General features: G+C 55.2%; 11 protein-coding genes. 5 read left to right on the forward strand and 6 right to left on the reverse strand.

The window, feature by feature from the left end:
- The first annotated feature begins 122 nt into the window (after positions 1-122).
- On the forward strand, positions 123-1,049 hold the full coding sequence (locus Pla22_RS15750; protein WP_165440704.1) for an alpha/beta hydrolase: 927 nt from the start codon (positions 123-125) through the stop codon (positions 1,047-1,049).
- Between the two features lie 115 nt (positions 1,050-1,164).
- Here Pla22_RS15750 and Pla22_RS15755 read toward each other — a convergent pair whose 3' ends face one another.
- Together Pla22_RS15755 and Pla22_RS15760 are read right to left on the reverse strand one after the other, a co-directional pair.
- Positions 1,165-3,045 (reverse strand): proprotein convertase P-domain-containing protein, encoded by a 1,881-nt coding sequence (locus Pla22_RS15755; RefSeq protein WP_146515792.1) that lies wholly within the window; start codon positions 3,043-3,045, stop codon positions 1,165-1,167.
- Positions 3,042-5,582 (reverse strand): secretin N-terminal domain-containing protein, encoded by a 2,541-nt coding sequence (locus Pla22_RS15760; protein ID WP_146515793.1) that lies wholly within the window; start codon positions 5,580-5,582, stop codon positions 3,042-3,044. Before Pla22_RS15760 ends, Pla22_RS15755 begins: the two co-directional genes overlap by 4 nt.
- Positions 5,583-5,864: 282 nt before the next feature.
- On the opposite strand from Pla22_RS15760, the gene Pla22_RS15765 reads away from it, so the two are divergent.
- The 3 genes from Pla22_RS15765 (at position 5,865) to Pla22_RS15775 (ending at position 8,705) form a co-directional block, all read left to right on the forward strand.
- A complete protein-coding gene (locus Pla22_RS15765; protein WP_146516547.1) occupies positions 5,865-6,689 on the forward strand; it encodes a sugar phosphate isomerase/epimerase family protein in 825 nt (274 codons plus the stop codon).
- Positions 6,690-7,061: 372 nt separating this feature from the next.
- Positions 7,062-7,361, forward strand: a complete 300-nt coding sequence (locus Pla22_RS15770) for a hypothetical protein (protein WP_146515794.1) — start codon at positions 7,062-7,064, stop codon at positions 7,359-7,361.
- A gap of 345 nt (positions 7,362-7,706) precedes the next feature.
- A complete protein-coding gene (locus tag Pla22_RS15775; protein ID WP_242632090.1) occupies positions 7,707-8,705 on the forward strand; it encodes a hypothetical protein in 999 nt (332 codons plus the stop codon).
- A gap of 219 nt (positions 8,706-8,924) precedes the next feature.
- Here Pla22_RS15775 and Pla22_RS15780 read toward each other — a convergent pair whose 3' ends face one another.
- The 4 genes from Pla22_RS15780 to Pla22_RS15795 form a co-directional block, all read right to left on the reverse strand.
- Entirely contained in the window at positions 8,925-10,079 is a 1,155-nt protein-coding gene (locus Pla22_RS15780) for a GIY-YIG nuclease family protein (RefSeq protein WP_146515796.1), read from the reverse strand.
- 393 nt (positions 10,080-10,472) lie between these two features.
- A complete protein-coding gene (locus Pla22_RS15785; RefSeq protein WP_207310394.1) occupies positions 10,473-11,741 on the reverse strand; it encodes a tagaturonate epimerase family protein in 1,269 nt (422 codons plus the stop codon).
- 192 nt (positions 11,742-11,933) lie between these two features.
- Positions 11,934-12,959 carry a zinc-binding alcohol dehydrogenase family protein gene (locus tag Pla22_RS15790; RefSeq protein WP_146515797.1) on the reverse strand — a complete coding sequence of 342 codons (1,026 nt, stop codon included), beginning with the start codon at positions 12,957-12,959 and terminating at the stop codon, positions 11,934-11,936.
- Between the two features lie 137 nt (positions 12,960-13,096).
- Positions 13,097-13,936, reverse strand: coding sequence for an amidohydrolase family protein (locus Pla22_RS15795; protein ID WP_146515798.1), 840 nt, complete (start codon positions 13,934-13,936; stop codon positions 13,097-13,099).
- A 435-nt stretch (positions 13,937-14,371) separates the two neighbouring features.
- Here Pla22_RS15795 and lexA point away from each other — a divergent pair, with 435 nt between their 5' ends.
- A complete protein-coding gene (gene lexA / locus Pla22_RS15800) occupies positions 14,372-14,971 on the forward strand; it encodes a transcriptional repressor LexA (RefSeq protein ID WP_146515799.1) in 600 nt (199 codons plus the stop codon).
- Positions 14,972-15,241: the final 270 nt, after the last annotated feature.

Genomic DNA, 15,241 nt, shown 5'->3' on the forward strand with positions numbered 1-15,241 from the left:
GGCTTGAAATTGTTTGGGTTGTTCCGGTCGTAGGCAATGACGCAGTCGATGGGACGGGCAATTGACGTCGATCTGGAACACCGATGCCCCAAGACGCATAGCGGTTCGCTAAGATGACGAGCATGTCTAACGCTAAGCCGTCCCCGCAGATGACGATCGACCAGAAGCCCAAGGCACCTTCGAGGTCAGTCAAACGCAAGAAGTACAGGCCCGTACGAAGCCTTCCGGTTCGGATTGTTCTGGGGATGGCCAAATTGGCATTGATGTTTTACGTGGGCTTGTTGATCGCAATGGTGTTGATGGAAGAGCGGATCGTGTACCCCGGCGCGTACATGAACTCGGCCGGCCGATCCGTAACGCCCGTGCCGGGTATTGAAACGGTGACGTACATCGCACCAGGCGAGGTCACGATTCATTCACGCTTGATCGAACGTGATGACGCCAGCGACGTGGTTTTGTTTCTGCATGGAAACGGAGTCAAAGCGGCTTGGTTGGACCAATGGACCAAAACGCTGTCTGATACTTTTCGAGCCAACGTGCTGACCGCCGAGTATCGAGGCTTTGAAGACGACATCAGGCCAACCGAGCGAGGTGTCATCGAGGATTGCTTTGCCGCTCGCAACTTTTTATGCGATCGCTACGGTATCGAGCCAACGGACATCATTGTCTACGGGCAATCGCTCGGAGGAGGCTGTGCCGCGGCGTTGGCCTGTCGCGACGGTGCTAAAGCGTTGGTCCTCGAACGTACCTTTGACAGTCTTTACGCGGTGGGCGCAAAGAAGTACCCGTTCTTACCCGTCAAGTCATTGATGAAGAACCGCTACGATTCCGCAGCGAGGTTGACGGTTTACGAAGGGCCGTTGCTGCAAATCCATGGTACCCAAGACAAGATCGTACCGTTGGAACGTGCCAGATCGCTCTACGCTGCTGCGAGAACCGACATCAAGGAGTTCGTCGAGGTGCCGGGACTAGGTCACAACGAACCACTGAGTCCGACGGTTCTCAAGCAAGCCGCACAGTGGGTCAATCAATCCACTCGCACACAGTAGTTTGCACCCTGTAGTTTGCACCCTGTAGTGGGTTCAAGCAAACGCTGGGCATCAACGGGGGCCCAACGCGGACTCAATTAGAACGCTGCTGTTTCAAGGTGCGAATGAACCAGCTTTAACGTCGTTCGCGACGTTGGCGTTCTTCCGCGGCTTTGATCTCGCCCCATTTGCGGTTGGCCTGTTCGCGAGTCAATTTGCCTGCGGCGACTTGGCTCTCGATTTCACGGTTCATATGTTCGTAGAACCGACGGCGGTTTTGTTCATCGCGGTCACGGCTTCGCGAATCGCCTCCCTCGGAGTCACCACGTTCTCGCCAATCACGCTGAGATCCATCGCGTTGGAATCGATTGAAATTTGCCATCTCATTCGCTTCGCTGGCGAACACGGTTCCCATCGCGGCATTGCCGGTCGACAACGCGTCGCCATTGTCGGTCAACTCTTGCGGGCGAACCAACAGACTCCAATGATGAAGCATCCCGAACCGTTCGTTGCGAGTTCCACGGATCACGAGCTGCCAGACACCTTTGATGCTTTTACCCGTGAATGCACTCAGTCCAGCTTGTCCGCGCGACGCGCCTTCAGGGCGATACGACCCTTCAAACGGAGGCTTTCCTTTTTCGATTGGACGTTCGGCCTGATCGTCAAAGACCGTGTCTTGGAAATTGTCATCACCGCCACCGACTTCCGTGAACAATTCGATTCGTTCGCCATCGGGTCCGGTCAGGTAAGCGTCAAGATGCGAGACGTTGGAATGAGACAAGGAAAGTTGAAGATTCAAGTCACCGATCGGAAAGTCCTCGGCAACTTCAATCTCGGAAATGATCGTTCGACCGGGCGGCAGTGCTTCGGCAGTTCGGTTCGAATAGGTTCCGCCCACGATCGCCTTGGAAGCAATCATTTCGGTCTCGGTCAGCAACCCGTCTTCATTGGTGTCCCAAGACAGAAACTGGGCCATGATTTCGTCGGACCATTCCTCGGTGAACTCCGTCATCGAAACTTGTCCATCACCGTTAAGGTCTCGCTCAAAGAACCAACTCGGCAACCCCTTCGATTCGTCACCTAGTTCATCCTGCATCGTCGAAACGTGAGCGTGCAGTTCTTCGCGGGACAGCTCGCCATTGCGGTCGAGATCCATTTGCGAGATCGGCAACCCCATCGCGATCGTCTCGTTCGATTCGAGTCGCCCGTTTCGATTGCGATCGAATCGGCCCATCAAGGTCGCGGTTAACCAAGTGCTTTTTCCACCTCGTTGCCACCACTCATTCGGATTGCGCCGTTCTTCGCGTTCGGGATCCGACGATTCGATGCCGTTTCCAACACGTTTGGCGCGTTGTACCAATTCATCGGACTCATCAGCGATCATTCGTCGGCGAGCGTAACGCTGCGACAACTCGATCTTGCTAAGCCGGTTGTCCTTGTCCATATCCGCGTTGAATGGATCGCGATGCGTCCAACGTGCTCGATCGGCCTCGCGACGATCGATGTAACCATCCCGATTGCGATCGTACCGTCGCAGTGTTCGGGCGGCTTCGTCTAAATCGGATTGCGTGTACGGGTACTTCACTTCGCGCAGGCCAAACGCGGGAATCAGTTTGTCATCGTCATCGGGCATCAGCGACGCGACATGACCATCAAGATTTGGTTCGACATCTTCCCCGGATACACCATTTTGCAGAGCGTAGTAGATTCGTGCGGCTTCCTGCAGTTTGTCGATGTCGTTGGGACGATCCAACCGCATTCGTCGTGCTTTGGTGATACGTTCAAGGTACGGCCTCGCCAACGGCGTGATCTCTTCAGGTGATACCTTGCCATCTTCATCGGTGTCGAGGCGTTCAAGAGACTGACGCAGACCCGATTGAGCGTTGGCCGAGACGTTCAACAACACGACAGTCGCAAAGATCGCAGCGACGATTGCAATCCGGGGCACCCTCGTCAACCAACGATCCGATGAGTCGCCCGAGGTCGTGCCGGGATGACGGTAGCAAACGCGAATCATCGTCTCGCTCCGGTGCGATTTGTGGTCGATCGCGCGGGAGTCGACGGGCGACTTTGATTGGGACGAGAAGTTGCGCTGGGGTCGCCCAGTAACATTTGCTTCAACAACGCCTCCATTGCCTCACCATTGACGGGACTGATCATCTGCACCGTCTGCTGAGCCTGGGAATCTATCTTGCGAGCAAGTGCTTCAACCTTCTCGAACAGGGCCGGTGGGGCCGTGACGATTAACGCATTGCTGGGTTCGTGAACCGAAACAATCAAGCGTGGTTCAAGGTCGCGTACTTTACCGGCCGCAGCCACGCGTGGTTCGTTCCGATCCTCGTCCTGGTCGTCGTCTCGGTCACGACGGCTTCGAGAATCCGAATCGTTGTCGCGATCATCATCGCCGCGATCGCGTCGCCGGTCGTTGGACTGACCGCCGGTGCCATCCTCGGGCTTACCAATGTAATTCGCAAACGCGCTGGTGATCGCGGCGGCAACCTCGGTGGCTCGGGTGTGTTGTAGCTCGATCACTCGCGACGCGCCATACGTTTCCACCGACGTGATGCTGCTATCGCGGTCGATGATTTTCAGATAGTTCTCGATCCGCTGGATGTCTGAAGCGGACCCCTGCGCGATCAAGCGATTGAGCCTCGAATCCGCAACGACCGTTAGCGAATCGTTGGTCATCGTCATCGTCCCATCGCGAGCCATCAGAATGCTGCCAAGAAAATTACTGCTGTAGGACACGAAACCATTGACCAGACCGCCCGAGTCGCTTCGAGAAGCGGTTTCGCCACCGTCGAGCAATTCCGCCAACATTCGCATCCCGTCGTGCGCCTTGGTGTACTTCAAGTAAAACACCGTTGGCGGTGCGGACGCGGTGTCCGTGGGTCCCGCGATCATCTGCAAGTGTTGTTCAAACGAATCAAGAGCCGTTGTATCAGAGCTTTGAAACAACAATCCTCGCGTGGTCAATTGGCAACGAATGGTTGCGGAGGGTGACTTGCTATTCCCAGCAAGCCAAACGACTTGATCGGTATCGCCGGCCAGCGTCGAAGTTGCCGCGAGCATCAATTCGCCATCGGATGTTCGCGAATCGCTGTCGCCGATCGATTGATCTTCACCAACCACACGTTCTTGGTAGCTAGAGCTTGGTGGAACAAGCGGCTCGTACAAAACGATGGGGTTGTCTTCGGACCAGAACTTCGCGGCCGTGCGAAGCACACGTTTTGCTAAGTCGCCTCGAAGTGGCACCATGCGGATTTCGGAATTCACTTCGGTGTTGGTGCTGACGTCGAGTCCTTCGACAATCTTCTTGATCTGATCGATCTGGTGCCGTTTGCCGCGAACAAACAACCGTCGTCGCTCGGGATCGGCATCGATCTTAGGGGGAAGGAAGTCAAAATCGTCTTCGTCGACATCATCCATTGGGCCGGGCAAGTCAAGCATCTGCTCGATCAATGTCACGGCATAGTAAGGATCGACCCAAGTGAGCGTGATGACCTCGAAGTCAGCGTCATCCGCCTTGAGTTTTGAAATCGTTTCCGAGATCTCGGCTTGCACCTGGGCATTCGCCAATGCGACGATTGCGTTGGTTTTATCATCCATCGACAAACGCACGACGCGATCGGCCATTAGCGTTTGCAAGACTCCGTAGACCGTTTCGACGTTTCCTGATTCGATAACGTACGACTTCAGGATGTTGTCGCTGTCGGTGGGGGAAAGACTTTCTTTCGGTGTATCAACCGCTTCGATCAGTCGCTCGATGACCTTTACCTTGTCTTCGACTCCCGTGACAAAGATGTTCTTGCCCAAAGGATCCGCCGAAATGCTGACGTCGATCCCAATCATTTCGCCCGTTGCCAGCCCCAGGTGCGGACGCGCGACGACAAGGACGTCTTCGGCGTCGACGTGCTCGAGCGTAAAGCTGGCAACGATCGTTCCGTTGTCCATCGCATCGGGTTGGAAGGCGCCTATGATCGCGCGGACATTCTTCAGCTTGCCCACCGAATCAGTGATGAGAATGCGTTTGGTCTTTTCAAAAACTGCCGGCGTCGTCATCAATTGCAATGCCGTCAGTTCAGCGATCGCGTCTTCGGGCTTCAGTTCTCCCAACGGGAAAATGCACTTGACGACGTCATGATCGGGTTGCGAATCGAGTTCATCTGGTTCAACCAGCTTGGCGAGTGCGTCGAGCTGTTGCATGCTTCGCGGGTCTGCCAGATTCACAACCGACATCAGCTTGCCCGACCGAACGATGGTGAAGCCTTGGGGCAAGAGAAACAGGTTCACTCGGTCGATCGCGGTTTGCGGAGTGAACGCGTTCGAGTCTTGATAGGTGAAGCTGCCAGTAGGAAGATCGCTGATGTGCAGCGCCGAACCGGATTGTTCAGCCAACCATTCAATCACGTCTCGCCAAGCGGTGCCTTGAAACGAGAACCGAATCTCGGGTTCGTCGGCGCGAGCGGGTGAACAAAACACGAGTGAAGCGAATAACGCGAGGGCGGTTAGCGTCGTGAAATGACGAAATCGCGAGGGGGTTCCAAGGGACATGCCGGCGAGAACCAATTCGAAGGAGGGATTTATGGCGGGGGCGGCCTCGAACGACCGCTCAGACAGTATGATCGATTAGCCAGTCGTGTGCAGAGCTGTTTTGTTACAAATTGTCACCTTCCCAGACGCAAAACCTTCCGTTTTCTCATACCCACAAAGCTATCGATGTTGAACCGACGAAACTTCTTCACGGCAACCGCTGCATCCGCCACGGCGGCCACCTTGCTATCGAACGATACCGCTGAAGCCGATTCGTCGCGGCCTTTCCCTGTAACGTTTGCCCTGAACACAAGCACTCTACGTGGCCAGCAACTTTCGGTGCCTGAGCAGATCGATGTTGCTGCGGACGCAGGTTACGACGGAATCGAACCGTGGATTCGTGATGTCCGCGGATTCGTCGAAGGTGGTGGCAAGGTTTCAGATTTGAAGAAGCAACTCGATGATCGCAAATTGAAGGTGGTTAGCGCGATAGGGTTTGCGAATTGGATTGTGGATGACGACAAGGCTCGCGCAGCGGGACTCGACGAGGCTCGTCGCGATATGCAATTGGTGCGAGAGCTTGGGGGGAACCATATCGCGGCTCCACCGATCGGCGCCCATCAACCAGGTCTGCCTCAACCATCGCTGCCGGTGATCGCCCAGCGGTATCGCGCCTTGTGCGAAGTGGGCGACGAGATGGCTGTGTATCCGCAATTGGAACTTTGGGGCTTTTCACCAACACTGCACACGTTGGGTGAACTTGCTTACGTTTCAACTGCGGCGGCCCACGCGAAAGCTTGTGTGCTGCCCGACTTCTATCACATCTACAAAGGCGGAAACGATTTTGAATCGTTAGGCATGATCGAAGCGTCCAAGATGCATTGCTTTCACATCAACGATTATCCAGCGGAACCGGGACTCGATACGATCGCCGATAAAGACCGGGTGTTTCCCGGCGATGGCGTTTGTGACTTGCCCAACATTATCCAGCGATTGGTCAACAACGGCTTTCAAGGCGTGTTCTCGTTGGAGCTGTTCAATCCCGAGTATTGGAAACGCGACGCGTTGGAAGTCGCCACCGAAGGATTGAATAAATCCAAAGCGGTGGTGCTTAAGGCAATTAGCTGACAATTGTCAAAATGATCTGGTCAAAGTCGCTGGCGTAACGCCCTTGCCAACGGCGTCATCGTCATGATCGGTCGATGTGAAACCTTGCGCGGACGAACAAAAACCATTCGCGTGGACCAAGCCGCACAAACGGTACGGCTTACCGCGAATTGGTTCAGAGCAGCTTGAGACTTTTTTCAGGTGCTAATTTTGGCGTGGGACCGGGCCGATACCGTAGCAGCCTGAGGGATCCATCACCGGTTCGAGCGACAAACCACACGTCACTTTTGCCACAGTCCAACCTGCTGGACTCACCGGAACGTCCCCCCTCATGGTCTTTCTTAACGCGAGTCGTCCTGGGTCGCATAACAAACCATACAGTTGACGGTACCTATGATTGGTCTGACGCCAAAGTCGATGGACTTCGCCACCCTATGCGTTCAAATCGAAGAACGTTTGTGCGAGATTGGATCTTTGATCTCTGGGCAGTTTCCGATGACTCAGCGAGAAGTGATCCGAGCTGGCAAGGTTGCGGGAGTCTACTTTTGCGTCCATGGACCTCGAAGCGTGAAACTAACCGCGATCTGCGACTTCCATAAAAAGCAGGTCATCTTCTACGGCAGCGACGGAATTCGCCGCGAAAGCATGCCGACGTCATTTCGCCCCAACTCGATGATGACTCCAGCGGCATAGCCAGGGAAATCACGGTAGAGCGTCGGATCTCGATATAGATTCGTATCTGCGGCATCGCCCGAATTCACTGAGCTGGCTCGAAAAGCGATCACAACGGCCCGGTGGCTCGGGTGCCTTGATGATCCAAGCGGTGCTTTTTTCCCGACCCAACGCATGTCGCCGGTACAGGCCGAAATAGCCTCAGCCGGCAACGCAATTCGTTCGCTTTCACGAACGGCTCAAGGCCGATGGCGAATGTGCCGATTATTCCGTCTGGAGGGCGGAGGACGCGTGCGCTCGGTGGAATCAGCGCTGCGATCTCCTGAACATTCATTGGACAGGAATTGGATAAACATGCGCAGGTCGTTGAAAAGCATATTCGTCGTTGTAGGCAGTCTCACCATTGCCGCCACCGTAGCCCAGAACGCATCCGCGCAGCGCCCGGTCGTGCCCGGTACTGGATCCGAAATTGTCGGCGTTGCGGATGACTTCGAGGATCCCAATTGGGCCTACGTCCCTCGCGACCCCAAGAGCAGCGAAGAGATCGACGAGAATCAGCGTAGCCCGCTTGGTCGCAGCACCAATGGTCGCTGGTACGAAGGGATCAAACGCGGTCACCCCGATGTTGTTAAACGCGTCCCCACTCCCAAGGGCGGACTCGAAGGCAGCGAAGGCGCTCTGTTGCTTAAGACGCTCAACACCGGCATACCCGGTCGAATCAGCAACAAGATGCAACAGGATGACTTTGTTGCCAACGTTCAATATCGCTTGAAGCGAACGATCAACGTCAGCGAAGTTCCTAGCGTGACGACTCGCGTTTTCTTCCCACCTGTGGAGACCTGGGAAAACCGCAGCGGACCTCACTTTGGTTTCCGACTTGCACTTGAAACCACTGCAATGGTCGACAAGGAAGTTGGCGTCGGGATCTTCAAACGCACCAAACGCGAAATGGGCAACGAAGTTTACTGGCCCGGCATGTTCGTCGAGTTCGAAAGCAAGAGCCAAACCAAGAAAGATGCTGACTACGCCTACTTGCGAATTCGCAGCAACCAACGCGGCGGCGATTTCCGTGGCCCTCAAATCACGACGACCGGATGGTGGACGTTGGGCATGAGTGTCACGCCTGATGGAATGGTTCACTACTACGCATCGCCCGGCGTGGATGATTTGACCGAGGACGATTACATCACCAGCCAATTTCCCTACGACTATCGCTGTGAACGATTCCGAACGTTCTTCTACAACGTGTGCAGTGCGGATGATGGTCGCCGCTGGAGCACCGAGTTCATCGTCGATGATCCCAAAGTGTTCGTCGTGAAGCCTATCAACCAGAAAGTCGCAACGCGTCAGACTCGCAAGCGATAGTGGTTCGCTGAACCTGGCTGGATGTGATTGAGCCCCAACGCGATTGAGGTCTAACGCGATTGAGGCTCGGCGTTACTTGAGGCCCAGCATTACTTGGGCTCAGCGTGATTAAGCTCAGCGTGATATACACCAAAGCCGCCGCCCTCGCGATCGTTCGGTTTTCTGCGTTCGCCAAGATTCGCTCGGTTCCCGATGCCAGTGAATTGAGAAGGTTCGATTTCAAGAAGCCTTCGCGGGTGAGACGGCTTTTTCTTTTAGCTCGGACTTGTTCTTGCGGAACCATGACGCCACCACTGGTAAGGTGTGCGCAAAGGGGCCATGGCCGCGAGTCAGTTGAGTCTGCATGAGTTTCTCCCAGCGTTTCATCGTGGGTCTCAGCGAGCGTCGATCGGCTTCGTTGCGAGGTGCCGCGATCACGTCCGCCACCTCGCCGCTGTGAATCAAGTACCAGATTCCACACCCGTCGTAACCGGCGACCGGATAAACGAACGAGTACTTTCGGCGAGCGCTGTTGAGCATCGTGAGCTTGCGTTCGACGTACTCCAGAGATTCGATCATCGTATGATTGCGACCGGCCAGTTCGTATTGCCGGTTCTTCATCGCTTTGTCGAACTGATCTCGCAAGGTCGTAAGGGGTTCGTTGTTAAAGCCATCCATGAAGCTTTCGGCGGCGCTTACGGCAACGTCGTATTCGCGGTGAGTGCAAGCTGCAGCGCACGGACCCAAGCACGTTCCCACCTCGACTCGCAAACAACCCGGGCGATGATCGAGTTCGAACAACTGCAATTGCTCGGCAAAGCGAAACACTTGCTTTTGTCCACAATCACGTAGCTTGAAAACGTTGTTCAACGAATCGACGGCGACCTTCATCCGACCGACGCCAAAGAACGGCCCTTCGGCGGCGATGCAGCCTTCCGGTGGTAACGGTGCCAGGAAGAATGTTGCTGGCGAACGGCCCAAGCATAAATAGACGGGGCGTTGGCGTTTAGGCACACCCTGCACGTTCCAACGCGGCGAGAACTGGCGAATCAATTGCATCTCGCGTAACAACGATGCGAACTCGCTGGGTTGCGTTTCCCACTGGATCGCGCGAGCGGCGCTGATGATCCGGCCGCCCTTTTCCTTCTTGTTGGATTCGGCAAAGTAGCTGAGCAATCGCGATCGTAGCGACTTGCTTTTGCCAACGTAGATCAATTCGCCCTTGCGATCGAGCATCCCGTAGACACCCGGCACCCGCGGACAGGATTCGGTCACACGGTCCTTCAAACGACGCGTCGACTTCGCTCCCACGGCTTCGAGAGGCCGGGGCGAATACGGGTTGAGCGGATCTCGGCCGAAGCCGATCATCGGCTCGCCGCGCAGAATCGCGTCCATGCTGTACCATCCCTGAATTGGTCAACGGAAAGCCAACCAATATGCGCGATCGTGAGCGAAATCCCAACTGCAGAACTCGCCGTTTTGAAAAGCGAGCCAGTGAAAGCATCGCCATCAAAGGTGATCAATGGCGAGCTGGGTAAGGTGGGTCGAACGGGAGGTTTTGTCGGCGGTCTAGTTGGTGCCGAAATAGGGGTGTTCGGTGCAAGAAAAGAGCATTCGACGCGGCGATAGCAATGCGTCTTACGCGTCGAACTTCTCAGTCATGCACCAATCCAGTGTCTCCTCAATTCGAACCCACTTGTCCGAAGCCCACTTGTCCGAAGCCCACTTGTCCAAAGCCCACTGGTCCCAAACCCACCGGTTCGAAGCCCGCTGACTACATTCCGCTGGCTACATTCCGCTGCGGAGTGCGTCGAGGTGGCGGCCGAAGTGATCGTCCAGAACTTCGATGTAAGTATCCGGATGAGCCTTCAAGCAGTCGTGAACGATCTTGCCGTACTTGTCGTGGGTCAGGACGGAACCGAACGTGCAGTGCAAGATCTGACGACCGGGTTTGGTGAAGCCTTTGCCAACGGGAACGTCAGCCCACATTTCAAGGTACTCTGATTCAAGCGTCTTATCGTCGGCTTGGTCTGTGGTCGGAGCGTCCGCCAGGGTGGCTGAAACGTGGTACGTGGCCTTGTCGGTGTCGTAACGTTCTCGCGAGAAATCAATGATCTCGCGGAACGCGGCACTGTCGTGGCGAGCCACCACTCGAAGGGCTTCAAGGTAGCTGGTGCCCGCTGTCTTGACGTGGAAACAACCGCCGGTGGCCTTGGCCAACAAACCGTACATCGAAACCTTGTCGCTGCCACTGTGCAGGCTGATCTTGTAGGGTCCGAGCGACTTTGCGATCGCAGCGTGATCGTTCAACGATGCTTCGAGTGCGTTGAGGTCGCCCTTGAAATCGACACCCTTTTCGAAGTGTCCAATGAAACGAGGCGCCAGCGAAACCAGCTTCATGCCGCCACTAAGAACTTGATCGGCGATGATGTAGTGTTCCGCCAAGGTGGTGGGCTGATCGGTTTCGTCGACCGACAATTCGATTTCATAATCGTTGCCAGCCTTCTCGTTCACTTGCTTGATGTAGTCGCCCAGTTCAAGAGCTCGCGAGATCGCTTTGCCATACTTCACGGCCGCTCTCATGCAGGCTTCTTCGTTGATGTCGATGACCGTGCCGGTGTCCAGCTTGATCGACTTGCCCAAGTACTTGTCGTACCAACTGGCATCGCTCTTGGACGACGCAAACTTCTCTCGAAGCGTGGCTTCGTCGTAATCGTCCGCCTTTTGGTCAACGTCGTCGGACGGGTCAATCGTGAAAAAGGTGAATCCTACCGCTGCGGTAACGTCCACATCGTTGGGGACCTTCAAGTGATCGGCATCGGCGCCGATGGGACCAGTCCAACCGGCCGCTTCCGCCGCGTTCATAGCGTCGTCCATGACCTCAGTCGGCGTGCGCTGGGTGCGAGTCATCTCGCGGATAGATTGTTGAGGATAGATCGCGGCAATGCCTTCGCCACAACGCTTCATCGAAGCCACGTGGCCGGGGGTTGCCAGTCCAGTGCGGTCGCCGAATCCAAAGCTGGGTTGCATTCCCAGTGCTACGCATTTCTTAGTCATAAGGAGAGGTTTCTTTGTCTGAGAGGAGAGTGGGAGGGTGAAAGCGAGATAAAGAAGCGAATGAAGCGAGGCAGGAACCGCATCGCGTTCGCAAGGGATAGGTCAATATCGAGTCGGCGGCAGCGGATTGTTACCAGTGGATGGTCACCAGTGGACAGCCACCAGCGGGCGATCATTCCGTCGTTAGCGCCGTTAGCTGACTTCGATGATGGCCTTGATGACGCCGGTTTCTGGTTTGGTAAAGGATTCGAAGTCCTTCAACACATCCGTGAAGCTCGTGCGATGCGTGATCCAGGTATCCGTGTTGATCGTGCCGTCTTCGATCAGCCCAATGATGCGAGTGAAGTCACCCGGCATGGCATTGCGCGACGCCAAGATCGAAGCTTCTGGACGGTGCATCACTGGATGCTTGAACGACAATTCTTCGGTCGTGATCCCGACATAAACCAGTGATCCGGTTGGCGCGAGATAGGCGAGGGCTCCCGACATCGAATGTTTGTTGCCGGTCGCGTCTGTAATGACTTGGTACATGTCGCCGTCGGTAATTTCTTTCATCCGCTCGACTTCGCTGCCGTCGCCCTTGAACAACACCGTGTTGGTGATGCCATAGTTCTTTTCGACGAATGCTAAACGATCGGGATTCATGTCCATGACGCTGATGGACGCACCGGTCAAACGTGCAAATTCTAATGTCGCCAAACCGATCGGCCCGGTTCCGATGATCATCGCGTGGTCACCCGTGGTTGGGTTGCCTCGGTCGTTGGCGTGGCATCCGATCGCCAATGTCTCGACGAGAGCGAGTTGGTCGTAGTTAAGCTTCGTCGAGGTATGCAATTTGTCTGCACGGACCAGAAACGACTCGCACAAACCACCATCGGTCATCACACCGATCACCTTAAGGTTCTGGCAGCAGTTGATGGCGCCTCGTCGACACGCATAACACGTCCCGCAGTTCATGTAGGGTTCGACGCTGCACTTATCGCCGGCTTTCACATTCGTTACGCCATCGCCCACGGCAATCACTTCGACACCGAGTTCGTGTCCTGGAATCCGCGGGAAATCAAAGAACGGGAACTTGCCGAGGTAACAACTGACGTCGGTTCCGCACACGCCCATGCGGTGCGTTCGCACTAGCGCCTGGCCAGCGCCGGGAGCACTGGGCTCGTCTATTTCGATGGACCGGAGAGTTTTGACGTCCGAGATTTGGATGGCACGCATGAGTTACGTTTAAAGGTTGAAGGTGTGAGATGAATCAGGAGGGACAGTCCGAGCCAATCGTTGGCAAACGACGATTGGAAAATCAGACGCTCGGGCCAGCGCGAAAACCCTGGCCGGCGGTCAAATGCAAATACAGCTTAAGCTAAGTTGTAAGCCCGAGTGGCGTTGCCAGCGAACAGTTTCTGTTGTTCGTCGGCGGAAAGATCCGCCGCAAGCTCGCGGACGGTCGCGAGCCAACGGTCGTAGCCGGTCTTCAACAAACACACCGGCCAATCGCTGCCAAACATGAGGCGATCGATGCCAAAAGCATCAAGCGCGATGGCGAAGTAAGGTTTGATGGTTTCGATCGACCAGGTTGCATCTTTGACTTCCGTTGCCACACCCGAGAACTTGCACATCAGGTGCTGTTCCTTGGCGAGCTCGCGAAAGCCTTGTTCCCACTCGGTATCGAGCTTGCCGCTCTTAATGGTTGGCTTGCCGATATGGTCAAGGACCATGGGAATGCCTGCGTGATGGCGAACAAACTCGATCGTGGCGGGAAGTTGGTTGGCAAAGATCAAGACGTCGTACACCAAACCTCGGTCTGCCAACTGGGCAACACCGCGATTGAAGTCCTTGTTCAGCAACTGGGCTTCAACAGGTTCGCCTTGGATCACATGACGCACCCCTTTAAGAATCTTCGACTTCGAATCCGCGAAACGGTCCAGCACCTCGCCAACGTTTGCTTCGGCAAGCGGAACCCATCCGACAACACCTTTAATCAACGGCTCGTTGGCTGCGATTTCAATCAGTGCGGTCGTTTCTTCGATGACTTGGCGAGCTTGAACCGAAACAAATCCGGTCACGCCATTGGCGGCTGATACCTCGCGGAGCTCTGCTGCCAAAAAATCTTTTTGCAGCACTTCCATGCCCGGGCCAATCCAGCCGTATTCTTCGACGGAGTACTTCCATAGGTGGTGATGGGAATCAATCAGCATTCAGCGCTTACCCGGTTAAGGTCATCATGTAGGACATCTTGGGCACGCGTTGGGTTAAATACCGTCAGCTCCCAGATGCATTTGAAGGCTCAACAGCCTAGCGATGGAGACTTTACGAGGCAAGATGCTAAACAAAAGCTATTTCGGACAGGCGTTCGCCGGTCAGCGGCCAAGGTTAATAAAGTGCATGACAGGAATGTTAACATTTGCTGTCATAACTGTACTATCTAGATCCACTTGTATATGATTGTTACCTATGTGCCGCGATGTCACGTTTCTGTGTAACAGTTTGTCTGCGAATGTGCGGATTTTGAGACATCACCTGTCTTTGCATACACGAAACTACTCAATTGGGTATGGACGTGTGTTTAGCGTGTGGTACAATCGACGGCACCGAACCGGTGATGGCCGCCCCCCACTCGTAGGAACGAACCTATGTCCAGCCAACTGACCGACCGACAGCAAAACGTGTACGACATGATTAGGGGCTTGATCGTCAAGCGCGGTTATGGACCTACCGTTCGAGAGATCGGAGAGCACTTCGGCATTAAAAGTCCTAATGGTGTGATGTGTCACTTGCGAGCATTAGAGCGCAAGGGACTGATTACCCGCAGTCCTAACAAGTCACGCGCGATTGAGTTGACGCACGCTGCGGACCGCAACGGACATTCGTTGCCAATGGCAGGTGTCGTCGCTGCCGGCCCAACCACGTTGGCGCTTGAACAAAATGAACTGATGGATTTCAGTGAAATGTTGTTCAAGGATGACCGGTTTATCTTGCAAGTCTCTGGCGATTCGATGATCGATGCGCACATCACCGACGGTGATTATGTCGTGATTCAAAAGCAAGATCACGCCGAGGTTGGCCAAATGGTGGTCGCCCAGACGGACGAGGGTGAAGCGACGTTGAAGTTTTGGTACCCCGAAGGTGAATACATTCGCCTGCAACCGGCTAATTCGACGATGGAACCGATCTTCGTTCGCAACGCTCACGTGATCGGCGTTGCCGTTGGAGTCGTCCGCTCAGGAATCTGAGCTGGCGGCAAACGAGCTGGCGGTATTCTGAACGAGAGCCGTCGGCTGCTACCGGGGGCGATCGCCGCGGTATCACGTTGGGGCGGTCCTATAGTCGACGGGTCGGTCACACAGTGCTGTTAGCCGATTCAGTGCCGGTAGCCGATTCAGTGCATTGACTCGACCCAAGACCTTCACCCGATCGGGGCCGGGGAACCTACGACTGACGTGTGTACGTTGCGACGGGATCGCATCTACCACTGTGTCAGCAACCATTGTGTCAGTAACCGT

Origin of the sequence: Rubripirellula amarantea (assembly GCF_007859865.1) — a bacterium.
Classification (GTDB): domain Bacteria; phylum Planctomycetota; class Planctomycetia; order Pirellulales; family Pirellulaceae; genus Rubripirellula; species Rubripirellula amarantea.

Bases quoted from the DNA above. Each gene is read 5' to 3' on its own strand.
- Pla22_RS15780 (WP_146515796.1), bottom strand. From the start codon at position 10,079: ATGGACGCGATTCTGCGCGGCGAGCCGATGATCGGCTTCGGCCGAGAT.
- Pla22_RS15750 (WP_165440704.1), top strand. From the start codon at position 123: ATGTCTAACGCTAAGCCGTCCCCGCAGATGACGATCGACCAGAAGCCC.
- Pla22_RS15790 (WP_146515797.1), bottom strand. From the start codon at position 12,959: ATGCGTGCCATCCAAATCTCGGACGTCAAAACTCTCCGGTCCATCGAA.
- Pla22_RS15770 (WP_146515794.1), top strand. From the start codon at position 7,062: ATGATTGGTCTGACGCCAAAGTCGATGGACTTCGCCACCCTATGCGTT.
- Pla22_RS15785 (WP_207310394.1), bottom strand. From the start codon at position 11,741: ATGACTAAGAAATGCGTAGCACTGGGAATGCAACCCAGCTTTGGATTC.
- Pla22_RS15755 (WP_146515792.1), bottom strand. From the start codon at position 3,045: ATGATTCGCGTTTGCTACCGTCATCCCGGCACGACCTCGGGCGACTCA.
- Pla22_RS15760 (WP_146515793.1), bottom strand. From the start codon at position 5,582: ATGTCCCTTGGAACCCCCTCGCGATTTCGTCATTTCACGACGCTAACC.
- lexA (WP_146515799.1), top strand. From the start codon at position 14,372: ATGTCCAGCCAACTGACCGACCGACAGCAAAACGTGTACGACATGATT.
- Pla22_RS15795 (WP_146515798.1), bottom strand. From the start codon at position 13,936: ATGCTGATTGATTCCCATCACCACCTATGGAAGTACTCCGTCGAAGAA.